Below are 23,092 nucleotides of genomic sequence, written 5' to 3'. Positions count from 1 at the left end.
GCCCGGACCGAGCGCGTCCAGTGAGCAGGCCTGCCCCGGTACGCCCGGAGCACACGCCCGACGCCACCGGACCGCCCCCGCGCGACGGCGGGAACGCGACGGCGGGATCCAGGGCGTGTTTCGAACGTCCCGTCCGGCTCGCGACGCCTGGCACGGCACCTCGCCGCGTTGTCGGGATCGCCCGAGTGCGCCCGGTACGCGGGCGGCCCTCCGCCTTGCGACGCACCGCACCGGACGCCGCGAGCCCCGCCCTCCGGGCGGACGATGCTCCTTCGAAACCCGCCCTAGGAGACGCGGACGGGCAGGGAACGGTGGCCGTTGGAGATGAAGGAGTCCACCGGGCTCAACTCCTCCTCGGGAACCGCGAGTCGTAGGCCCGGGAACCTCTCGAACAGGGCCGGGAGCGCGATCCGGGCCTCCAGTCGGCCCAGCGGGGCCCCCAGGCAGCGGTGCACACCGTGGCCGAAGGCGAGGTGCTCCTTGTCGGGACGGGTGACGTCGAACAGGTCGGCGTCCTTCCCGTGGCGCTCGGGATCGCGCCCGGCGGCGGCGTACGCCGCGAGGATCGCCTCGCCCTTCGTGATCACGATCCCGTCGGGGCCGCCGAGTTCGGAGAGGACGATGTCCTCGACGGCGTAGCGCAGCGGCAGGCTCGCGACCGGCGCGTCCGCCCGCAGGGTCTCCTCGATCACGTCGTCCCAGGTGGCGCGGCCCTCCCGGACGTGCTCGAGCTGCTCGGGCCGGGTGAGCAGGGCGTGCACCGCGTTGTCGATGAGGTTGACCGTCGTCTCGTGACCGGCGCTGACCATCAGGACCAGGGTGTCCAGCAGTTCCTGTTCGCTGAGCCGGGTGCCGTCCTCCTCGTCGCGGGCCGCGATGAGTCCGGAGGTCAGATCGTCACCGGGCGACTCCCGCTTGTCGGCGACGAGTTCGGCGAGGACGGCGTACATCCGCTCGTAGGCGGCCGTCATCTCGCCCGGGTCGGCGGAGGTGTCGAAGATGCGGTCGACCAGCCGCCGCAGCTCGGGGCCCCGCTCCTCGGGCAGTCCGAACAGATCGCTGATCACCTGGATCGGCAGCGGGTAACAGAGCTCCTCGCGCAGGTCGACGACCTGGAAGCCGCGCCCCGCCTCCTCCACGCGGTCCAGCAACCGCCGGGTGATCTCCTCGACGCGCGGCTGGAGCGCGGCCGTGCGGCGGGCGGTGAAGGCCTTGGAGACCAGCGAGCGCAGCCGCCGGTGCTCACCGCCGTACGCGGTGAACATGTTCTGCACGGCCACCCAGGTGAACAGCGGCCACTCGGGAGTGATCGCGCCGCTCGCCAGCAGGGGCCAGTGCTGCCGGGCGTCCTTGGACACCCGGGAATCGGTGAGCAGCCGCTTCAGCAGCTCGTGACCGCTCACCGCCCAGGCCGCCACGCCACCGGGAAGCTCCACCCGGGCCAGCGGTCCGCGCTCGCGGATCCGGACGGCCTCTTCGTGGATGTCGCGTCCGGTCGCGTCGATGACCAAGGGACGTGGATCACTCATCAGGAACCTCCCGGCAGCCGAACCCCGATTCCGTGTACGCCGCGTCACGCTACGCGATCACCGGGGTCCCTCGGGGCGCGCCCGGAGCCGGTTGCGTGCGACGCCAACTTCCCTGCGCGTACAGGCAAGTCGCCGAGGGATCCCGTGCCGTTCCGCGTTGCCGGTCTCAGGCGTGGCCGCGGCGCAGCCGCCGCCTGCGCGGCTCCTGGTCGGGCAGCCAGCCGAAGGCGAGGCAGCTGCCGACGGCCCCCAGGAGCAGGCCGACGAAGAAGCCTCCGAGGTTGGAGGTGACCCAGGTGCCCAGGGACACCAGGATGCCCAGCAGGGAGTAGAACAGCCGCTGGGTGGGGTTGAACAGGATCAGCAGGCCGCACAGCAGCATGACGACGGGGAGCAGGTAGCCCGCCAGGCCCTGCATCCCGATGTGGATGACGACCTTCAGCGACGCCTTCTCGGTGAACAGGATCTCCGCTCCTCCCAGGGTGAGCAGCAGCCCGCCCCAGAAGGGGCGGTGCGCGCGCCACTGCCGGAAACCGTCCTTCAGGCTCCTGGAGTCGTCCGTGTGGAGATCGGAGCTCATCAGCAACCCTGTTCGCTGAACCGCAACTTGAGGCCGGGGAGCTTGAACACGGCAGCGGTCGTCGCGTAGTTGGTCTGACGCAGGTTCGCGATGCGTACGGTGTCGGCCTGCTGGCTGAACACGCCCTTGGGACCCTGGACGCCTGCCTTGTCGAGGGTGCTGGCGTCGTTGCCGATCTCGATGTTGTCGAAGGAGGCGTCGCCGGACAGCTCCGTGGAGTCGGTGGTCAGGTGGCTGGCCTGCACCTTGTTCGCTCCCGTACCCGCCGTGATGAGCAGGTTCGTGCCGCCGAGGTCGACGCTCTGACAGAGGTGGTCGAGCGTCGCGTTCCTGATCGCGGAGGTGACGATGAGGACCTGGCCGCCCGTGTCACCGGCGTTCGGGCTGTCCTCCGCCATGTTGTCGAGGCCGCCGAACTGCTCGAACCCGGTGCCGTTCAGCTCGGTGGCGGTGACCGTGAACGCCATTCCGGAGATGGCGAACTGGACACCGAGGGCGCCCTGGGCGGTGAGCACCATCAGGCCCGCGGCGACCGCGGTGGCCGGCAGCGCCATCACGGCGGCCCGGCGCAGCCGGACCCGGCCGCGCCTTTCCGGCTCGACGGGGGCTGAACCGCTTTCCGGGTTCTCGGGTGTTAAGCCGTTGGACGCCGAGGCGTCGGGGGACGAGGCCATGTCTGCTCCCTGGGCACGTTCGATGCGGGTTGGGCTCCAGTGGTGCGTTGTCCTGGCGCGGACAGCGGATGCCGCGTACGCCTCCTCGCGCCTCCCGGCGGTTGCAAGGGCTTTCTCGTTACGCGGCAGTAGCCTTTCAGGAAGTTACCGGGGGTTACATGCAGGGTCAAGGGAGCTGTGGGAAAACCGTGCCGGATGTGCTCCACCTGTGAACATGGGTCGTCGGCCGCGTCCCTCTGACCATCAACTTCCTTGCTACGCCTTGACGTTGACAGCCGATCAGGTCTACAACTCTCCCTTGTTCCCGGATCCGTGGCGCCGGATCCGTCGGTCGACACGCCCGTCACCTCCCGGACCCCGCTCTCTGCGCGGGGCGGTCATGGCGTGTTCGGAGCGGTCCGGGCGTGTGCGCCGAAGCGGTGCACCCCTCGGCCACTCCCCGTTTCCCGTGGCACCGGCACGGCCCTCTTCCCCCCCCTGGGCCGTACCGGTCGCCCGGCTGTCGCCGCCGGTCCGTGGCGTACGGAGAAGGCGTCACGGACCGGCGGCGGTCCTCCTCGCACCATCCCGCGCCGGAGTCTCGACCCGCCCTCGCGAGCGGCCGTTCCACCCCGCACACCCGCGCCACCTTCTCGACCCGCATCCCCGCGCCCCGGCGCGGTCAGGCACCCCACACCCCCATCGGAGAAGAGGCACCCCCCATGCGTACTCGTTCCCTGCTCGCCCTTTTCGGAGCCGTCGCGGCCCTGTCGGCCTCCGCGGTCGTCCCGGCCTCCGCGGACGACGTCCCCGTGCTCACCACCGGAAGCGCCGGAGGAACCCCCGTCGCCGTCGGCGACGTCCTCACCGCCTCACTGGCGAGCGGCACCACGGCCACGCTCTACTCCAGCAGCACCGGCACGAGCGGCGTCTCCTGTTCCGGGTCGACCTTCACCGCGACGGCCACCGACAACCCGGCGTCCCCCGGCACGGCCGGCGAGTCGCTGACCGGGCACACCTTCGCCAGCAGCTCCTGCAGCAGCAACGTCGTCGGCGTCCTCGGCGTCACCAGCATCACGGTCGACAACCTGCCGTACACCACCTCGGTGGGCTCCGACGGAACCGTCACGGTCACCCCGGCCGCCGGATCCACCATTCAGACCACGGTCAAGCTGCGCTCCCTGCTGGGTACCCTGACCTGCGTCTACCGGGCTCCGAGCCTGTCCGGCACGGCGAGCAACGCCGACAACAGCATCACCTTCGCCAACCAGCAGTTCACCAAGTTCTCCGGCTCCTCACTGTGCTTCGCCAACGGCTTCTTCACCGCGAAGTACGCCCCGGTGACCGACACCAGCCAGCCGGACAACCCGGTGGTCTTCGTCAACTGACGCCCACCGGAGGTGGATTCAGCCCCGGCGTCGCAGGACGAAGGCGACGCCGGCGGTGAGCAGCAGCGCCGCCGCCGCTCCCCCGGCGACCAGGGGGAGGGCGGGGCCGCCGCCCGAGGTGCTGTCGGCGGCGGGCGTCAGATCGTCGGGACCTGTCTCCGCGGCCGGTGAAGCGGCCACCGGGGAAGGCGAGTTCGCGGCCGAGGGCGTCGCCGTACGGCTGGGCTCGGACGTCGCCGACCGGGTGGCCTTCGGGGTGCTCTTGGTGCTCTTGGCGCCGGCGGCGCTCCCGGCGCTTCCCGAGCCGCTCGGCTTCGACGCCGTGCTCCCGCCGGGGAACACCACGTCCGAGCACGAGTAATAGGTGTCCGGCGTGCTGGAGTTCTGCCAGATCGTGAACAGCATCTGGCGGCCCGTGCGGTCGGACGGCAGCTTCGCTTCGATGCGGTAGGCGCCGTCGACCAGTGCCGGGTCGGTGGCCGTGGCGAACGGCTGCTCCGGCAGGTCGGACCACTTCAGGGCGCGGGTCGGGCTGTAACCCTGCTTGGTCAGGAAGAGCTTGAAGGTCCCCGTGTGAGGGATCGTCGAACTGTACTTGAGGGTGAAGGACCCGCCGGGCGTCATGCGCGTCGACGGGAAGTCGGCGCGGGCCAGGTCGAGGCCCTTGTAGGCGGGCAGACCGCCGCTGCACAGCTTCCCGTCCGGAATCACCGAGCGGTCCCGCCCGTTGACGCCGCCCACCCGCAGGTTGTCCCACGCGGTGAAGGGCGCGCCGTTCGCGGCGATCGCCGCACGGCAGGCCGCCGTCCGCTCCAGACCGTCGCCCTCGGGCGAGCACGCGGCCACCCGGCTGACCGGAGCCGTCGGCGCGCCGTGCGCCGAGGCGGGCCCGGCGGCCCACGTCACGAGGAGCAGCGGAGCCGCCAGGGCGACAGCGGCCGCGGTGGCGGTGCGGTAGGCGGTCATCCGGAGGTCTCCTCGATGCGTGGGGCGAAACGGCTTGCCGGCGCGCGCGGTTGGGGTCCACTTCCGCGCACAGGGCATCGAGGAGTACGGGGCCGTGGGGCGCCGCGTTCAGATCCGTCGGCCACCGGAAACGTGACCTTCCCGGCGAACCGGGGCGGGCGAGGGCCGATCGGCCGCCGGATCGAGGGTTTTCCCGCTATCTCTCCCTCCCGCCGCTTGCCTATCGTTCAGCGCGACCACCCGCGGCGACTGCGAGCTTCTTTGTCCGACCACGGCCACGCAGGCGCCGCCGGGGTCGACAGCTCGACGCCGACCTACCAGGCCGACCGCTGGGCTCCACGGGGGGAGGGGCCGCCCGGCGCGCGAGCGCGTCGGACGGCCCCTTCTGCCCAGCCGGTACGGTGAGCGGCATGCCTGAGCCCGACGCAGCAGCCCCCATCGCCGAAGGTCCCGACGACGCGCCGGTGGTCGTGAGTTCGGTGCGGGGCTCGTTCCCCTGGAGCGTGCTGGCCCAGCGGCATCCGGCGCTCGTCCAGAAGGTCCGCGACGCCTTCCCGTACGGCCCGCGGCAGCGCCACGCGCTCGACGCCCTTCTCGAGAACTGCGCCGAAGGGGTCGTCGAACCCCTCGCGGCCACGGCCGGGGACCGCGAGCAGTGGGACGCCTGGGGCGGCCTGGCGTACTACGGCCGGTCCTGGTTCGACGTGCCCTTCCTCTGGGCCGAGAGCTACTTCTACCGCCGGCTCCTGGAGGCCGTCGACCACTTCACGCCCGGTCCCTGGCAGGGCATCGACCCCTTCCGCCCCTTCAAGCTCGCCGAACTGGACACCCCGGAGGCCGACGAGGAACTCGCCGCGCTGGACGAACTCGCGCGGCAGCCGGTCGACGAGCAGGAGCGGGCTCTGCTGCACGGCTCGCTGTGGGGCAACCGGGCGGACCTCGGGTTCCGGCTGGCGGGCCCGCGGGACGAGGCCGCCGCGGACTCCCACCTGGTGGCGGACGACTCGGACGTGCTGCGCTCGCTCTTCGCGGGCGGCACGCTCTGCCTCGTCGCGGACAACGCGGGCCGCGAACTCATCCCCGACCTGCTCCTCGTGGACCATCTGCTCCGGCACGGCCGGGTCGGGCGGACGATCCTGCACGTGAAGCCGCACCCGTACTTCGTCTCCGACGCCACGCCGGCGGACGTGCTCGACGCCCTGCACCGACTGACCGCCGCGAAGGGAGCCGCCGGCGAGGCCGGCGCGCGCCTGTGGGCGGCCCTCTCCGAGGACCGTCTGACCGTCCGGGCCCACCCGTTCTCCTGCGCCCCGCTGCCGTACGCCGACCTGCCCGAGGACCTCCGGAGGGAGTTCGCCGCGGCGGACGTCACGCTCCTGAAGGGCGACCTGAACTACCGCCGTCTCATCGGCGACCGCCGTCACCCGGCGACCACGCCCTTCGCGGCCGCCACCGCCTACTTCCCCGGCGCGACGGCGGCGTTGCGGACCCTCAAGTCCGATGTCGTCGTCGGACTCACCCCGGCGGTCGAGGCGTCCCTCGACGCCACCGGACCCGGCCACTGGCGCACCGGCGGCACCCACGCGCTGATCCAGGCGAGGCGCTAGCGAGGCCCGTCCGCTCCGGAGCCCGTCGTGCCGTCCACCGCCCCATGGGTCGACTTGCCGCCGGACGACCCCGGACCGGACGACTCCGGACCGGACGAGGCGGCGTCGTGCGCGGCTTTCGCCCCGGTTCACGCGATGGTGTGATCATGTCCTGGCCTGCGGATGTCCTCGCGGGGCCCTGGGTAGGGCCCGGCCATGACGCAGCCGTTCGAACTCCCGCGCTTCTACATGCCGTACACCGCCCGGTTGAACCCGCACCTGGACGAGGCACGGGCCCACTCGGTCGAGTGGGCCCGCGGAATGGGCATGCTGGAAGGCTCGGGGATCTGGGAGCGGTCCGACCTCGACGCCCACGACTACGGCCTGCTGTGCGCGTACACCCACCCCGACTGCGACGGACCGGCCCTCTCCCTGATCACCGACTGGTACGTGTGGGTGTTCTTCTTCGACGACCACTTCCTGGAGATCTTCAAGCGCACCCAGGACCGCGCCGGCGGCAAGGCCCACCTGGACCGGCTGCCCCTCTTCATGCCGCTCGACCTGTCGACTCCCGTGCCCGAGCCGGAGAACCCCGTCGAGGCCGGACTCGCCGACCTCTGGGCACGCACGGTGCCCTCGATGTCCACGCACTGGCGCGAGCGGTTCGCCGTCTCCACCGAGCACCTGCTCAACGAATCGATGTGGGAGCTGTCCAACATCGACGAAGGGCGGGTCTCCAACCCCGTCGAGTACATCGAGATGCGCCGCAAGGTCGGCGGCGCCCCCTGGTCGGCGGGTCTCGTCGAGTACGCGACCTCCGAAGTGCCCGCGTCCGTCGCCGGGTCGCGGCCGCTGCGCGTCCTGATGGAGACGTTCTCCGACGGCGTCCACCTGCGCAACGACCTCTTCTCCTACCAGCGCGAGGTCGAGGAGGAGGGCGAACTCAGCAACGGCGTCCTCGTCCTGGAGACCTTCTTCGGCTGCACCACCCAGGAGGCCGCCGAGACCGTCAACGACATCCTCACCTCACGCCTCCACCAGTTCGAGCACACGGCACTCACCGAGGTACCCGCGCTGGCCGCGGAGAAGGGGCTGACCCCTCAGGAGATCGGCGCCGTCGCCGCGTACGCGCAGGGCCTGGTGGACTGGCAGTCCGGCGGCCACGAATGGCACCGGCGCTCCAGCCGCTACATGAACGAGGGCGCCATGGACGAGGCGCGGCCCTTCGCCATGAACGCCTTCGGGACCTCCGCCGCGGACGTCGGGGCGCTCCTGTCCGCGGCGGGCGCCGAGCGGCTGCGCGCGTACACCCACGTCCCGTTCCGGAAGGTCGGGCCCTCCCTGCTCCCCGACTTCCCGATGCCCTTCGAGGTCACCCTCAGCCCGCACCTCGAGGGCGCCCGGGGCCGCCTCGTCTCCTGGATGCACACCACGGGCATGCTCCAGGAGGGGGTCTGGGACGAGGACAAGCTCGTCGCCTACGACCTGCCGCTCTGCGCGGCGGGCATCCACCCCGACGCGACACCCGAGGCCCTGGACCTCAGCTCGCGGTGGCTGGCCTGGGGCACCTACGGCGACGACTACTACCCGCTGCTCTTCGGCAACCGCCGCGACCTGGCCGCCGCCAAGCTGACCACCGCACGCCTCTCGGCCTGCATGCCCGTCCAGGGCGAGGAGGTCCCCGTCCCGGTCAACGCCATGGAACGCGGCCTGATCGATCTGTGGGGACGCACCACCGCCGAGATGACCCCGGACGCGCGGAGCGCTTTGCGCGCCGCGGTGGACGCGATGACGGAGAGCTGGCTGTGGGAGCTGTCCAACCACATGCAGAACCGCATCCCGGACCCGGTCGACTACCTGGAGATGCGCCGGGCCACCTTCGGCTCCGAACTCACCATGAGCCTGTGCCGGCTCGGCCACGGTCAGGGGCGGCCGGTCCCGCCGGAGGTCTACCGCAGCGGCCCCGTCCGGTCACTGGAGAACGCGGCCATGGACTACGCGATGCTCCTGAACGACGTCTTCTCGTACCAGAAGGAGATCGAGTACGAGGGTGAGGTCCACAACGGCATCCTCGTCGTGCAGAACTTCTTCGGCTGCGACTACCCGACCGCGCTCCGCGTCATCCACGACCTGATGACGCAGCGCATGGAGCAGTTCCAGCACGTCGCCGCACACGAACTGCCCATCCTGTACGAGGACTTCAAGCTCTCCGAGGAGGCGCGGGGGATCATGGACGGCTATGTGCTGGAGCTGCGGAACTGGCTGGCCGGAATCCTGAAGTGGCACCAGGACTGCCGCCGTTACGGCGCCGCGGACCTGGCCCGGCGCGCCCACGGCTTCGTACCGGACCGGATCCCCGGACCGCCGTTCGCCCGGCACGCGCAGCCGGCGTCGCTCTGAGGGGTTCCGGTGGGCGGCGCCGGCACGGATACCTCCGGAACGGGGTTGGCAGTCTCACTCGTTAGGGGATCGTGGCGCGCCGCGGGGCGGGGTAGGTCAACGGCCGGAACGGGTCCGTAGAACATCCGCCGGAGGCGACCCATGGAACAGACCGCGTTGCGTCCCAAGCCGATGCCCGGCCAGGATCCGGGCGGCGGCGCCCGCCTGTCGGACGGCGCCCGCACGTCGAACGGCGTACATACGGCGGACGGCGCACGTACGACCGACGCCTCCTGCCCGCCGGACGGTGTCCGGCCGCCCGGCGGAACCCGGCGCCCGCACGCGGCGCGGCGCCGCGGCGGGCGTCTGGTCACCCTGCTGTTCACCCTGTTCACCGGGGCGGTGCTGATCCTGTCCGGCGTGGGGCTCGGCACGGTCGGCGCGACGGTGATCGGCATGAGCAGACTGGCGGACCTCAAGAAGCAGGCGGGGGCGGCCGCGCAGGCACGGCAGCCCTCCGGCGGTGCGGGGACGTCGCTGTCCGGTGCCGCCGGGATGTCGCGTCCCGGCGGCTCCCGGACAGCGGTCGGCGGCGGCCCGCTTCCGTCGGGGGAGCCATCGCGGGAATCCGGCCGGGCGACCCTCGGGATCGAGGCCGTCGACGCTCCCGGGGGCGGGGGCGCGCTGGTCGTCGGGGTGCACGTCCCCGGCCCCGCCCACACCGCGGGCCTCGTGCGGGGAGACGTCCTGCTCTCCTTCGGCGGGACCCCGGTCGCCTCGGCCGCCGATCTGGCGCGCGCGGTGGCCGCCGCGCGGCCGGGCGGGACCGTCGCCCTCGGCGTGCGGCACGCCGACGGCACCCGAGGACAACTCTCCGCGGCCCCGGGCATCGTCACCTGAAGCGCACCGACTCGGGCACGCCCCCGCCCCACCCGGACCGGCTCAGGCCGACTCGGACCGGCGGGCGGCCGTTCCGACGCCGTGCGCGCGTCCCCGCCCCCGGTGCCGGGGCGCACGCACAGGAGCGACCCCGCTCCGCGCGGGTGCCGGCAAAAGGGCTGGCCACCGGCCCCGCGGCCCGGCACGATGGCCGCATGCTCAGCACCCTCCTCGCCTTCCTCGGCGCCTGCACCCTGATCGCGGCCTCGCCGGGCCCGAGCACCGTACTGATCATCAAGCAGTCGCTGCGCAGCCGGCGGTCCGGCTTCCTGACCGTGCTCGGCAACGAGACCGGCGTCTTCGTGTGGGGCGCCGTCGCCGCGTTCGGCCTCACCGCGCTGCTCGCCGCCTCCGAGATGGCGTACGACGTGATGCGGATCGTCGGTGCCGTCGTGCTCATCGGCTTCGGCGTCCAGACCTTGCGGCAGGCGCGCCGCTCTGCAGGCGCCCCCGACGTCGGCTGGGAGGGGACCGAGAAGAGCGGCTGGGCCTCCTACCGGGGCGGGCTGCTGCTCAACCTCGCCAACCCGAAGGCGGCGATCTTCGCGATGTCCTTCCTGCCGCAGTTCGTGCCCGAGGGCGCCCCCCACCTGCCCGCCATGCTCACGCTCGCCGCGCTCTGGGCGGTCTACGAGGTGGGCTACTACAGCCTCTACGTGTGGTTCGTCGGCCGGATGAAGACCGTGCTGTCCCGGACGGGCGTACGCCGACGCCTGGAGCAGGTCTCCGGGGGCGTCCTGCTGCTCCTGGGCGCCCGCCTCGCCCTGGAGGGCTGACCAGGGGCAGGGCCGACCGGCTCGCGCACACCCCACCGGAGGGGCAGGATGCTGCCGTAGCCCCTTGGGGAACTCCGGACACACGGAGGCATGGATGACCACCGCCGCGCCCGCGCCCTTCACCGCCGACGACTACGAGGCCCGTATGCGGCGCGCCGCCGACGCCGCTGCCGCCGCCGGGCTCGACGGCGTCCTGGTCGCGCCCGGGCCCGACCTGGTGTGGCTGACCGGGTACCGCCCGGTGGAGACCGAGCGGCTCACCCTGCTGGTGCTGCGGACGGGACACGGTCCGGCCCTCGTCGTCCCCACCCTGGAGGCGCCCGACGCCGCCAAGTCGCCCGGCGCGCCCGCCATGACCCTCCACGACTGGACCGACGGCACGGACCCCTACGAAGCGGCCGCCCCCCTGCTGGACGGCGCCGGCCGCTTCGGCATCAGCGACAACGGCTGGGCCCTGCACCTGCTCGGTCTCCAGAAGCGACTCCCCGACAGCCGCTACACCGCGCTCACCGACGCCCTGCCGATGCTCAGGGCCGTCAAGGACCAGGCGGAACTGGAGCGGCTGGCGGCCGCCGGAGCCGCCGCGGACGAGGCGTACGAGGAGATCCGGAAGGTGCGTTTCTCGGGCCGCAGGGAGTCGGAGGTCTCCGGCGAACTCGCCGGTCTGCTGCGCCGGTTCGGGCACTCGCAGGTCGACTTCAGCATCGTCGCCTCGGGCCCCAACGGAGCCAACCCGCACCACGAGGCCGACGAGCGCGTCATCGAGCACGGTGACATGGTGGTCCTGGACTTCGGCGGCCTCAAGGACGGCTACGGCTCCGACACCTCCCGCACGGTCCACGTCGGCGAGCCGGACGACGAGGAACGCAAGGTGCACGACATCGTGCGCGAGGCCCAGGAGGCCGGCTTCCGGGCCGTGCGGCCCGGCGCCGCCTGCCAGGACGTCGACCGCGCGGCCCGTGCCGTCATCGAGGAGGCGGGGTACGGCGAGTACTTCATCCACCGCACGGGACACGGCATCGGCGTCACCACCCACGAACCGCCGTACATGGTCGAGGGCGAGGAGCAGCCCCTGGTCCCCGGCATGTGCTTCTCCGTGGAGCCCGGCATCTACCTGCCCGGCCGCTTCGGGGTCCGCATCGAGGACATCGTCACGGTGACCGAGGACGGCGGACGCCGCCTGAACGACACATCCCGCGAGATGGTGATCGTCGACTGACGTCCACCCGACGGCAGCGCGGCGACCGCCGGCCCCCGCACCCGGAAGACAGGGGCGCGACCATGACCCAGGCACCGGAACCGAGCCCCGACACCGTTCGCCGGCTGGTCCGTTCGCTGCTCGCCGCCGACGACGTCGCGGCGGGACCGGGACCGGACGTGCGGCCCGTCGCGGAGGAGGGCGGGCACTTCACCTGGTGGGTGGGACGGCACCATGTCCTGCGGCTCACCGGGGACCGTGCCGCCTCGCTGCGCCAACGCCGGGAGCTGCGGCTGCGCGACCTCATCCGCCCGCACATCGCGGTGGCCGTCCCCGTGAGCGTCGCGCGCGGTGAGTGGGCGAACGGACTGAACTTCACCCTCGACACCCTGGTGCCCGGCGCCTCAGGCGAGCGACGGGACGTCTCGGCCCTCGGCGAGGCCGACCTGGCGGGTCTGCTGACCGGGCTGCGCGAGGTCCCCGCGCGCCAGGCCGAGACGCTGGGGGTGCCGCGGGTCCCGCCGCGCTCCCTCGAGGACCTGCGGGTCGCCGCGCTGCGCGCCGCCGAGCGGCTCCCCACCGAGGAGTTCGACCCCGCCCGGTTCGACCAGCTCGCCGCGCCCGCGGCCGGCCAGCTCGGCGGGCAGACCGGTGCCGGGGTCCTCGTGCACCACGGTCTGTCGGGCGACCACCTCGTGGTGAGCCCCGACGGGCGGGTGCGGGGCGTCCTCGGCTGGACCGACGCGGTGCTCGGCGATCCGGCCGAGGACATCGCCGGGCTGGCCGCGGCCGTGGGCGCCCCGGCGGCGGTCCGTGCGGCCACGCTCGCCGGCTACGGCGCCCGTCCCTGCCTGCGCGGCCTGTGGCTGTCACGCTGCGACACCGTCGTCCGGCTCGCCGGTTCCCCCCGGGGCGGCGACGGCGGTCCCGTCCCGCTCCTGGAGGCCGGTCTGCGGCGCGCCTGGGAGCCGATCCTGCTGGAGCGGGTCACGGACCTGCGGGACGGCTCGGACGAGGCGCCGTAGCGCCCCGCGCGAGGCCACGGGCCCGCCCCCGCACGCACGCGTGCGGGTTCGCGTCGACGGCGGGCCCCCGTAGGTCCGGGACGCCGAACGCGTCCCGCCCGCGTCATGCGTCGAGCGCGTCCCGCCCGTGTCACGCCCCGAACGCGTCACACCTGTGTCAGCACCACGCACGATTCGCCCGGCAGGTTCAGGATCCCGTCGGTGTCCGGTGCCTCGACCGGGTCCCAGGCCGCGAGGATCCGCGCGTGCCGGCGGCCGAGGGGGATCGCCGCCGGGTCCTTGGACAGGTTCACGGCGATCCGGACGTCCCCGCGCCGGACGGCGAGCCAGCGGGCCGCCTGGTCATGGGCGACCCTGACCGCCGCGAGATCGGGGTCCGAGAGGTCGGCCTGGCCGTGGCGCAGGGCGATCAGTTCGCGGTACCAGGCCAGCACGCGCGCGTGGACGCCCGTTCCCGGCTCCGACCAGTCGAGGCAGGAGCGGTCCCGGGTCGCCGGGTCCTGCGGGTCCGGCACGTCCTCCTCGGCCCAGCCGTGCGCCGCGAACTCCCGCCGCCTGCCCCGCCGTACGGCGTCCGCGAGCTCGGGGTCGGTGTGATCGGTGAAGAACTGCCAGGGGGTGCCAGCGGCCCACTCCTCGCCCATGAAGAGCATCGGTGTGAAGGGCGCGGTCAGCGTCAGCGCGGCCGCGCAGGCCAGCAGGCCGGGGGACAGGGAGGCCGAGAGCCGGTCCCCCTGGGCGCGGTTCCCGATCTGGTCGTGGGTCTGGGCGTAGCCGAGCAGCCGCTGGGCCGAGACCCGCGCCCGGTCGAGCGGGCGGCCGTGGCGCCGTCCGCGGAAGCTGGAGTACGTGCCGTCGTGGAAGAAGCCCGACGTCAGCGTCTTGCCCAACCCGGCCAGCGGAGCGTGCGCGAAGTCCGCGTAGTAGCCCTGCGCCTCACCGGTCAGGGTGGTGTGCAGTGCGTGGTGGAAGTCGTCGTTCCACTGGGCGTGCAGTCCGAGACCGCCCTCCTCGCGGGAGGTGATGAGCCGGGGGTCGTTCAGATCCGACTCCGCGATCAGGAACAGCGGCCTGCCCAGGTCGTCGGCGAGCGCGTCCACGGCGCTCGACAGCTCCTCCAGGAAGTGCAGCGCGCGGGTGTCCCGCAGCGCGTGCACCGCGTCCAGACGCAGACCGTCGAGCCGGTAGTCGCGGAGCCAGGCCAGCGCGCTGCCGACGAGATAGGAGCGCACCTCGTCCGAGCCCGGCGCGTCGAGGTTCACCGCGGAGCCCCAGGGCGTCTGGTGGGTGTCCGTGAAGTAGGGGCCGAACGCGGGCAGGTGGTTGCCCGACGGGCCGAGATGGTTGTGCACGATGTCGAGGACGACGCCCAGGCCGAGTCCGTGCGCCCGGTCGACGAAGCGCTTCAGCGCCTCGGGGCCGCCGTACGGTTCGTGCACGGCCCACAGGGAGACCCCCTCGTAGCCCCAGCCGTGCCGGCCCGGGAAGGGGCACAGCGGCATCAACTCGACGTGGGTGACGCCCAGTTCCGCCAGATGTCCGAGCCGCTGGGCAGCCGCGTCCAAGGTGCCCTCGGGCGTGTACGTGCCCACGTGCAGTTCGTAGAGAACGGCGCCCGGCAGGGCCCGTCCGGGCCATTCGGCGCGCCACGCGTACCCACCCTGGTCGACCACCGCGCTCAGCCCGTCGGGGCCGTCAGGCTGCCGGCGGGAGCGGGGGTCGGGCAGCACGGGGCCGTCGTCCACGGAGAACCCGTACCGCGTCCCCTCCGGCGCGTCCGCCTCGCCCGTCCACCAGCCGGCCCGCTCGGGGTCGGGGGCCAACGCGCTCGTGACACCCGCGCAGTGGAGTGTCATCCGGTCGGCCTTCGGTGCCCACACTTCGAATCGCACAGACGGTTCCCCCTTGTCGGCTCGCCGTGACATGGCCCGTCCATGGTGCTGCACGGGAGATCAATTCGCTTTCGGATCCACCCTTTTGCCGCGTGTTCGTCGCCTTTCGGTCGCGCGAACGGCCGCACCCGGCGCCGGGTGCCGGTTCCGGCTCTTCTGGACACCCCGTCTCCACTGCCTGACAATCAGCAGCGTGACATCGTCCTTCGAGTTCCACACGTACCCCGCGCGGCTGTCCGACGCGGAGCGCGACCGGGCGCTCAAGTCCCTTCGTGACGGTGCCGCTCTCGGCCGCCTGTCGCACGACACGTTCGTCCGCCGCATGGAACTGGCGCTGGCCGCCCGCCGGTCCGACGAACTCGCCGTGCTCGTCGCCGACCTGCCCGGCGAGCGCCGCTGGTCCAGAGCGGTGTTCTCGACCGTGGAGGCCGTCTCCGGCTTCACCGTACGGCTGCGCAGGGCCTGGCAGGCCGAGCGGCTGCCCAAGCTGCAACTGCCCAGCACCGGCAACGGGTACCCCCTGCGCATCGGCCGCGACCCGGCCAGCGGACTGCGCCTCAACCACGACACGGTGTCCCGGGTGCACGCCGAGCTGAGCCGGCAGAGCGGGGTGTGGGTCCTGCGCGACCTCGGCTCGACCAACGGCACGACCGTCAACGGACGCCGTGTCATCGGCTCGTCCGTCGTGCGGGACGGCGACCAGATCGGCTTCGGCCGGATGCTGTTCCGCCTCGCGTCCGACTGAGTCCCGGCGGTCCAGGAGCGCCTGCCCGGCGGGTCATGGCGATCCGGCGGGCGGCGCCCCGTCGGGGCCGGGGGCCGGACGCGGAACCGCTCCGGGCCGGGGGCGGAGACGCCCGACGGCGCGATCGCCCGTGGCCGGGACCGGCGCCAGGTTCCGGGCCGGGGTCCGGTGACGCGACCGGAAGGGGTCCGGGGCACGACTCGGTGACGCGATCGCCCGGCGCCTGCGCCGGGGCCCAGGCCGGGTGGTACGAGCGCCCGGAGCAGCGGGCGGGCTCGGCGGTGCGAGCGATCTGGTGTGGTGACGGCCGGGAATCCCGGTGCCCCGGTTCCGGCTCATCATCTCCCCTCCGTAACGGAGTTCACCCCTCGCCTTCCGCGACATCCGCCGCGTTCCGTGGTGTTGACGTACCCGCGCAGTCGTGACTGACTGTGCGAGTACCGTGTACATCAGGTGAAGCGTCAGCACCGTGCATGTGGAGGTGTGCTCTGCCGCCACTCCAGCGCTACCCGACCGTGGACCAACTCGCCGTCCGCGCCGCCGCGCTCGTCGCCGGGCATCCCGCTGACGCCCGGCTGCGCCGCGTGGGCACCTCCCGGGCGGGCGCGCCGATGTGGCTCCTGTCCGTGGGACACGGCACTCGCCAGGCCCTCGTCGTCGCCGGACCGCACGCCAACGAACCCGTGGGCGGTGCCACGGTCCTGCGGCTGGCCGAACGGGCCCTCGCCGACCCCCGGCTCACCGAGGGCGCGGACGCCACCTGGAACCTGCTCCTGTGCCTCGACCCCGACGGGTCCCGCCGCAACGAGGCCTGGCTCTCGGGCCCGTACACGCTCGGCCACTACTTCCGGCACTTCTTCCGGCCGGGCTTCCTCGAACAGCCCGAGTGGCTGCCCGAGGGCGCGGACGGCGCGCTCCTGCCGGAGACCCGCGTCCTGCTCCGCCTCCAGGACGAGCTGAGGCCCTTCCTCCAGTGCTCCCTGCACGGTGTCGACGTCGGCGGCGCCTTCGTCGAGCTGACCCGTGACCTGCCCGGCCTCGCCCAGCGCGTCGCGCACAGCGCGGCCCGCCTCGGCATCCCGCGCGAACTCGGCCCGTACGACACCCTGTACTGGCCGGTGCTCGGCCCCGCCGTCTACCGCGTCCCGCCGCCGCGCCGGGGGGACCTGGCCGCCGCCATCACGGAGGCCGCGGTCGAGTCCACCTGGTACCACCCGCAGCCGTACGGCACGGTGACGGCGATCGTCGAGGCGCCCATGTGGGGAGTCGCCGCCGTCGAGGACCCGGGGCGCCCCGACGATCCCGACGCGGAACTGGGCACGGTCAGCCGCACGTTGCGGCACGACACACGGCTCCTGGAAGGCATCCTGGCCCGCGTCCGGCCCGGCCTCGGCACCTCGCCGGACGTGGCCCGTCTCCTCGCCCCGGTCGACGACTATTTACTGGTCGGCCCCGGACTCGCCGACTCCTGGGACCCCGGTCTGCGGGACGCCCAGGCACGTGTCCTGCCGCCGCTCGACACCGCCCGGCTCACGGCCCTGCGGCTCGCCGGACGCCGCGTCGCCCTGCGTACCGCAGGGCTCCTGCACCAGGCGGTCACCACCTCGGGGCGCGACCCGTACGACGCGCTGCCGGAGCTCGACCGGCTGATCGACGTGTGGTGCGCCGACTACCGCGACGGCTGCGGGGCCCGCTGGATCCCGGTCGCGCGCCAGGTCGAGTACCAGGCACGGGTGGTGCTCTCCGCGTTCGAACTCGCGGGGCGCCGCGCGGGTGCGCGGTGCGGCCGGAGCGGAACGGGCCGTGGGGCGCGGGCCGCTGTGCCGACGCGCAGGGAATGACGAGAATCCCCGTGGAGAGCGGGGCGGGCGCGGTGGGCGACCCGTCGAGCTGATTCAGATGGCGGTGCCCCGCGCGTGCCGGGCGGCCGCCACCACCGTACGGGCCTGGTGCTCGACCTGGTTCTCCAGCGGCACCCAGCGTGCCCGGAAGCGTTCGGCGAACGCGTCGCTCCAGCCGGCGACGAGTTGTTCGAGGTGGGGCGCCTCGCGGTCGTCGGTCTCCTGGAGGACGCGCAGCAGCATCGAGGCGGCCCGCAGCGGGATCCGCCGGCCGAACGCGTCGACACTGCCCACGTACGCCATCGTCGTGTCCGGAGGGAGCGGCTGCGACCAGTCCGCGGCGAGGCCCGGCACCAGCTCAAGTGCCCACTTCGCGGCCCGCAACAGGGGGCCGTCCGGTCCTCGCAGCCGCGGCAGGGCCCGCCCGAGCACCGCCTCCACCTGGAACGCGTCGGCCAGCAGCCGGTGGGCCAGGCGGCGCATCGCCGCCGCCGGGGCGGGGTGCGGCGCCGGATCGTCCACCAGGTCGCTCGCCCACATCGGGACCTCGACCACGGCGGTCAGGCCGCCGTACCGGTGGGCGTGGTACCAGGTGCTGTGCCGGGCGTCGTCCGGCATGCTCGGATACACCGCGTCCGAGCCGGACGCCGGCATCACATGCACCCCGGGCCCGGAGGCGGGCCAGCCGGCGGCGTCCGACGCGGCCGTCTCGACCGGGATGCGCAGCTCCGCCGCGGACTTGGCGAACGGCTCCGCGAGTCCCGGGATGTCCTTGGTCAACTGCACCCAGCTGCCGCCCAGATCGGTTCCGTGCAGCGTCACCTGGAGGTAGGGCCGCAACTCGTCGATGACCCCGGTCAGCGCGCGGGTCTCGGGCGGCAGCCGGTCGGGCGGCAGGACCGAGGGCGACCACTCCGGCTGCTCGGGTCCGGCCGGGCGGAAGAAGCCCAGGTGGTATTCGAGCAGCGTGCGCGGCGCGGGCGTCACGTGCAGGCTTGCCCCGTCGGGGTCCGCGCAGAGCAGGAAGTGCCAGGAGGTGTCGCGTCGCAACTCCCGCTGCCGCAGCACGCGTTCGGCCAGCGACAGCAGTGTCGATCCGCCCGTCGGTTCGTTGGCGTGGGCCCCGGCCACGACGAGGACCGCGCGCCTCGCGCGGCCGACGGACAGCAGGTGCAGGGGTCTGCCCGCGCGGGAGACGCCCACCTGTCGCAGGACGCACAGATCGGGGCGGTGGGCCGCCAATGCCCAGGCGGACGAGGTTATTTCGGGCACACTCGGGTAGCGCAACTCCGGCAGGTGACTCACCCCCGACTGGTCCGCCCTGCGTCGCTCTGGGAAGTACTCCACGGTCTCGGGGAACTGTCAAGGAGGTGTCCGGGCGGCTCCGAGGGGCGCCCTCGGGCGCTCCTCCCCGGCGCGCGGCCGCGGCGGGTGCGCGAGTCCGCCGCGCCGGTGCGGACCGCGTCCCCCGGGCCTGCGGAGAACCGGGCGAGGGGTTCGGGAACGGCAGCCCGGAAGACGGTGGCCGACGTACGCCCGTACCACGCGGGGGCAGGAGAGTGCGACGTACACGATTCACCCGTACGGGTGTACGGGGACTGCGGTCCGGGTCACACGGTGGTCGACTCGGGTACACCAGCGCGCGGGTCCGCGCGCAGACCCGAGGTGGTGGCCCGCGGTGCTGTGTCCTCATGGCCTTCCCGGCGAAGGCGGCCCGGTCGCGATCCCCGCGGGCCCGCCGGTCGCGGCCCCGGCGCCGACCCTCCCCGTGGGCAGCGCCCCGCCCCTCTCCGCCTCGGGAGCGCCGCTCCTGTCCGTCTGCGGCGCGGCCCCGTCGTCCGTCACCGGATCGCCGCCCCTGGTCCTGACGGGCGGGCCGGTGACCCCGCTCGTGCCGTCGTGTCCCCTCGCCGGGACGCCGTACGTGCCCCCGCTCCGTCCGTCCGCGCGGACGCGGCGACCGCCGAGCCTGCTGGACCCCGGCACCGAGCGCGATCCCCACCCGGTCTACCGCACCCTGCGCGGCTCCTTCCCCCTCGTGTACGACGAGCCGTTCGGCGCCTGGCTGATCAGCGGGTACGCCGATGTGCGCGCCGCGCTCGCGGACCCGAGGCTCGTCGCGCCCCCGCCCGGACCCGCACCGGACCGCGGGGAGGGCGGTGCGCCCGCCGCGTACCGGGCCCTCGCGCCCCCGGAGGGGGAGGGGCGGGTGCCGGACGCCCTGGCGGCGGGGATCGAGCGCACCGCGCACGTCCTCGCCCGCCGCCTCGCGTCCCGCCGGGAGGCCGATCTCGTCGCCGAGTTCTGCCAGTGGCTGCCCGCCGCCGCGGCCGTCGCCGCGCTCGGACTGCCGTACGAGGACGCCGCGCGCGTGCACGCCTGGTGCCGCACCGGACTCGACCACGTCGGCGGCCGCCGCCCGGGACTCGACGTCTTCCTGCGCCCCCACATCGTCCGCCGCCGGGCCCGTCCCGGGGGCGATCTGCTGTCCGCGTTCTGCGTGGCCACGGACGACGGGGAACCGCTGTCGGACGAGGCCGTGACGGGGCTCGCGGCCACCGTGCTGGGCGCGGCGGGCGACACGACCGCCCGCGCGCTCGCGTCGTTCCTCGCCAACCTCCTCGACCATCCGGGCCAGTTGGACCTGATCCGGGTCCGCCCGGAGCTGACGGGCGGCGCCTGGGCCGAGTCGCTGCGCCGCGATCCGCCCGTGCAGATCGTGCCGCGCCGGGCCCTCGAACCGATCGGCCCGATACCGGAGGGGGCCACCGTGGCGTGCCTGATCGGCGCCGCGGGCCGTGACCCGGCACGGTTCGCGGACCCGGACCGCTACGACGCCTTCCGCGCCGACCCGGGCGAGCTCGCGTACGGCTCGGGACGGCGCTCCTGCCTGGGCGCGCCGCTGGCCCGGCTGACCGCGGAACACGGTCTGCGCGCCCTGCTGACCGTCTTCCCCGAACTCCGCCGGGCCGACGGCCCCCGGCCTCGCGCCGAAGGCCTGATCAGCCGCTCTCCCCGGACGCTGCCGGTGCGCCTGCGCTGACGCGCTCCAGCAGCACGACCGGCGACCGCGCGAAGAGGTCCGCCACGCGCGCGTGTCCCGTGAACTCCCGTTCCGGCGAATCCGGGGAGAGCACGTCCGCCCACCGTCCCTCGGGCAGCGCGAGAGAGGTGTCGTGCCAGCCGCCGGCCTCCGCCAGACGCAGCGACAGCCGGGTGACGGCCGTGATCACCTCGCCCGAGCGCACGAACGCCACACAGTGCGCGGCTCCCGGACCCCTGGCCGGCAGCGGCGCGTACGTCGCGGAGTCGCCGAACACGTCGGGCCGCCGGGCGCGCAGCCGCAGCGCGGCGGCCGTGAGCGCCACCTTCTCCGCGGACCTGTCCCGCGGCGCGAAGGCACCCCGGTTGTCCGGGTCCACCAGCGCCCGGTACTCGCCCTCCGTGCCCTGGTACACGTCCGGCACCCCCGGCATCGTCAGATGGACCAGGGCGGCCCCGAGGACGTTCGCGCGCACATGCGGCGCCAGCCCGGCCCGGAGGGCGGCCACGCGCCGCCCGGGAGCCCCGCACGGACCGCCGGTGACGAAGGCCGCCACCGCGTCCTCGTACGCGGGGTCCCGCTCGGTCCAGGCGGTGTGCGTCCCGGCCTCCCGGATGTGCTTCAGCAGGGCTCCCCGGACGCGCTCCTCGTAGACCGCGTCCGCGCCCGCACTCCCGTCCGCTCCCGCGCTTCCGGCGTCGGCCGGGCCGAGGCCGAACACCGTCTGCCAGGCGGCCCACGCCACCTGCGGATCGGGCATCCCCGCCCCGCCGCGGCTCTCGTCCGTCACCTCCGCCAGGACGTCCGACCAGCGTTCCGGGCACTGGGTGAGGACGGAGACGGCGGCGCGCACGTCGGCGCTGCGTTTCGTGTCGTGGGTGGACAGGACGGTTCCGGTGGCGGGCCAGTCGCGCTGCACGCGCGCGCAGTAGGCGTGGAAGTCCTCCGGGGACACCGCGGGAGCGCCCGGGTCGCCGCCCACCTCGTTCGCCGACAGGAGGGGCACGTAGCGGTAGAACGCCGTGTCCTCCACGGACTTGGCCCGCAGCGCCGACGAGGTCTGCGCGAACCGGGCGCGGAACTCGGCGGCCCCGGGCGGCCCGTCCCCCTCCCGCCCCAGCACCAGATCCCGTACGACGGTCACGGCCCGCGCCTCCTCGGGCACCCGGAAGGCGGCGGCTGCCTCGTCCGCGGCCCGCTCGGTCACCACCAGGGACGCGTCCGTGGACGGATAGGGCCGGTACACCTCCAGCCGTACCAGCAGCTCCCGCAGCGCGGCGCCCAGGGCCCAGGGGGCGTGGTCGCGCAGCGCGGGATCGGGGGAGGCGCCGCACAGCGCGCTCACCACGCGGGTCAGGCGGTCGACCTCGGCGGTCAGCTCGTGCGTGACCACCTTGTACGCGGCCCGGCGCACCGTGCTCTCCCAGTGGCCGCCCCGGTCGGCCCGCGGGGCCGCGAACCGCCGGTAGCGGCCCAGGAGCTGGCTGGCGCCCGCCTCGTCCGTGAAGAGCCCGTCGACGTGCCGCAGCGCGTCGTAGCCGGTGGTGCCCGCCACGGGCCAGGCGGGCGGCAGGGGTTCACCGTCCGCGAGGATCTTCTCGACCACCGTCCAGCGGCCCCCGCTCGCCTCGTGCAGCCGGCGCAGGTACGCGTCCGGGTCCGCGAGTCCGTCCGGGTGGTCGACGCGCAGTCCGTCGACGACGCCCTCGTCGAGGAGCTGAAGGATCTTCGCGTGGGTCGCCGCGAACACCTCCGGGTCCTCGACGCGTACTCCGATGAGCTCCGAGATGCTGAAGAAGCGGCGGTAGTTCAGGTCCGTGCGGGCCAGCCGCCACCAGGCCGGGCGGTACCACTGGGCGTCGAGGAGCCGGGGCATCGGCAGTTTCTCGGTGCCCGCGCGCAGCGGGAAGACGTGGTCGTAGTAGCGCAGTATGCCGCCGTCGACCTTCAGGTGGCCGATCTCCGCGCCGAGCCGGTCCCCGAGCACCGGCAGCAGGATCCGGCCGTCCTGGGCGTCCCAGTCGATGTCGAACCAGCGCGCGTACGGCGACGCGGGGCCCTCGCGCAGCACCTCCCACAGGGCGTGGTTGTGGCGGGGGGCCATCGCCATGTGGTTCGGCACGATGTCCACGACGAGCCCCAGGCCGTGCTCCCGGGCGGTGCGCGCCAGGGAGCGCAGTCCCTCCTCCCCGCCCAGTTCCGCCCGTACGCGCGCGTGGTCCACCACGTCGTAGCCGTGGGCCGAGCCGGGGACGGCCTCCAGGACGGGGGACAGATGGAGGTGGGAGACGCCGAGCGAGGCGAGATACGGCACGGCCGCCTCGGCGCGGCGGAAGGGGAACTCCGGCTGCAGCTGGAGCCGGTACGTGGCGGTCGGGACGACGGGAACCACCGGGCCGGGGACGACCGGGTCCGCGATCACCGGTTCGGGACGCTCAGGTGTCATGGGGACCTACGTACCCGCCCGGGCGGACTTCCTGTCATCGGCGCACGCATATGGACACGCTCGGCGTCCCGGCCCGGCGGCACGACCGGGCGCGGCGCCGCCCGCC

General features: G+C 73.7%; 17 protein-coding genes. 10 read left to right on the top strand and 7 right to left on the bottom strand.

Translation table 11 applies throughout. The annotated features are described in order from the left end of the window. Window positions 1-284: 284 nt before the first annotated feature. From ACFYW7_RS16330 to ACFYW7_RS16320, 3 genes are all read right to left on the bottom strand, one after another. On the bottom strand, window positions 285-1,529 hold the full coding sequence (locus ACFYW7_RS16330; protein WP_389502507.1) for a cytochrome P450: 1,245 nt from the start codon (window positions 1,527-1,529) through the stop codon (window positions 285-287). Window positions 1,530-1,695: 166 nt separating this feature from the next. After that, entirely contained in the window at window positions 1,696-2,109 is a 414-nt protein-coding gene (locus ACFYW7_RS16325; protein ID WP_389502505.1) for a DUF6114 domain-containing protein, read from the bottom strand. Then, window positions 2,109-2,783 (bottom strand): DUF6230 family protein, encoded by a 675-nt coding sequence (locus ACFYW7_RS16320; protein ID WP_389502502.1) that lies wholly within the window; start codon window positions 2,781-2,783, stop codon window positions 2,109-2,111. The genes ACFYW7_RS16325 and ACFYW7_RS16320 overlap by 1 nt, the downstream gene beginning before the upstream one ends. A 701-nt stretch (window positions 2,784-3,484) precedes the next feature. Between ACFYW7_RS16320 and ACFYW7_RS16315 the strand changes: the two genes are divergently transcribed. Beyond that, complete coding sequence (locus tag ACFYW7_RS16315; protein ID WP_389502500.1) at window positions 3,485-4,150, top strand: Tat pathway signal sequence domain protein; 666 nt, start codon at window positions 3,485-3,487, stop codon at window positions 4,148-4,150. Between the two features lie 18 nt (window positions 4,151-4,168). Here ACFYW7_RS16315 and ACFYW7_RS16310 read toward each other — a convergent pair whose 3' ends face one another. Further along, window positions 4,169-5,116: a lytic polysaccharide monooxygenase gene (locus ACFYW7_RS16310; protein WP_389502498.1), complete on the bottom strand. Its 948-nt coding sequence runs from the start codon at window positions 5,114-5,116 to the stop codon at window positions 4,169-4,171. A 410-nt stretch (window positions 5,117-5,526) separates the two neighbouring features. Between ACFYW7_RS16310 and ACFYW7_RS16305 the strand changes: the two genes are divergently transcribed. The 6 genes from ACFYW7_RS16305 to ACFYW7_RS16280 all read left to right on the top strand — a co-directional run bounded on the left by ACFYW7_RS16305 (window position 5,527) and on the right by ACFYW7_RS16280 (window position 13,019). Then, window positions 5,527-6,723: a damage-control phosphatase ARMT1 family protein gene (locus ACFYW7_RS16305; protein ID WP_389502496.1), complete on the top strand. Its 1,197-nt coding sequence runs from the start codon at window positions 5,527-5,529 to the stop codon at window positions 6,721-6,723. A gap of 195 nt (window positions 6,724-6,918) precedes the next feature. After that, entirely contained in the window at window positions 6,919-9,102 is a 2,184-nt protein-coding gene (cyc2, locus tag ACFYW7_RS16300; protein WP_389502494.1) for a germacradienol/geosmin synthase Cyc2, read from the top strand. 141 nt (window positions 9,103-9,243) lie between these two features. Next, a complete protein-coding gene (locus tag ACFYW7_RS16295) occupies window positions 9,244-9,981 on the top strand; it encodes a PDZ domain-containing protein (protein WP_389502492.1) in 738 nt (245 codons plus the stop codon). Between the two features lie 194 nt (window positions 9,982-10,175). Then, window positions 10,176-10,796 carry a LysE family translocator gene (locus ACFYW7_RS16290; protein WP_389502490.1) on the top strand — a complete coding sequence of 207 codons (621 nt, stop codon included), beginning with the start codon at window positions 10,176-10,178 and terminating at the stop codon, window positions 10,794-10,796. A 94-nt stretch (window positions 10,797-10,890) separates the two neighbouring features. Further along, window positions 10,891-12,015: an aminopeptidase P family protein gene (locus ACFYW7_RS16285; protein WP_389502488.1), complete on the top strand. Its 1,125-nt coding sequence runs from the start codon at window positions 10,891-10,893 to the stop codon at window positions 12,013-12,015. Between the two features lie 62 nt (window positions 12,016-12,077). Beyond that, a complete protein-coding gene (locus tag ACFYW7_RS16280; protein ID WP_389502486.1) occupies window positions 12,078-13,019 on the top strand; it encodes an aminoglycoside phosphotransferase family protein in 942 nt (313 codons plus the stop codon). A 146-nt stretch (window positions 13,020-13,165) separates the two neighbouring features. Here the strand turns inward: ACFYW7_RS16280 and treZ are convergent, their stop codons facing one another. Then, window positions 13,166-14,911 (bottom strand): malto-oligosyltrehalose trehalohydrolase, encoded by a 1,746-nt coding sequence (treZ, locus tag ACFYW7_RS16275; protein WP_389502484.1) that lies wholly within the window; start codon window positions 14,909-14,911, stop codon window positions 13,166-13,168. 193 nt (window positions 14,912-15,104) lie between these two features. Between treZ and ACFYW7_RS16270 the strand changes: the two genes are divergently transcribed. Both ACFYW7_RS16270 and ACFYW7_RS16265 read left to right on the top strand, forming a co-directional pair. Continuing rightward, complete coding sequence (locus ACFYW7_RS16270; RefSeq protein ID WP_389502482.1) at window positions 15,105-15,656, top strand: FHA domain-containing protein; 552 nt, start codon at window positions 15,105-15,107, stop codon at window positions 15,654-15,656. A 473-nt stretch (window positions 15,657-16,129) separates the two neighbouring features. Continuing rightward, window positions 16,130-17,497, top strand: a complete 1,368-nt coding sequence (locus tag ACFYW7_RS16265; protein WP_389502479.1) for a M14 family zinc carboxypeptidase — start codon at window positions 16,130-16,132, stop codon at window positions 17,495-17,497. 54 nt (window positions 17,498-17,551) lie between these two features. On the opposite strand, the gene ACFYW7_RS16260 is transcribed toward ACFYW7_RS16265, so the two are convergent. Further along, window positions 17,552-18,802 (bottom strand): M14 family zinc carboxypeptidase, encoded by a 1,251-nt coding sequence (locus ACFYW7_RS16260; protein WP_389502477.1) that lies wholly within the window; start codon window positions 18,800-18,802, stop codon window positions 17,552-17,554. 373 nt (window positions 18,803-19,175) lie between these two features. On the opposite strand from ACFYW7_RS16260, the gene ACFYW7_RS16255 reads away from it, so the two are divergent. After that, entirely contained in the window at window positions 19,176-20,540 is a 1,365-nt protein-coding gene (locus ACFYW7_RS16255; protein WP_389502475.1) for a cytochrome P450, read from the top strand. Here the strand turns inward: ACFYW7_RS16255 and treY are convergent. Then, entirely contained in the window at window positions 20,500-22,986 is a 2,487-nt protein-coding gene (treY, locus tag ACFYW7_RS16250; RefSeq protein WP_389502472.1) for a malto-oligosyltrehalose synthase, read from the bottom strand. The two genes, ACFYW7_RS16255 and treY, sit on opposite strands and share 41 nt — an antisense overlap. Between the last annotated feature and the right edge of the window lie 106 nt (window positions 22,987-23,092).

It is taken from the genome of Streptomyces sp. NPDC002580, assembly GCF_042889485.1.
Classification (GTDB): Bacteria; Actinomycetota; Actinomycetes; order Streptomycetales; family Streptomycetaceae; genus Streptomyces.
Note: the sequence above shows the minus strand (reverse complement) of the source record. Positions and strands in the feature narration are given on the sequence as shown.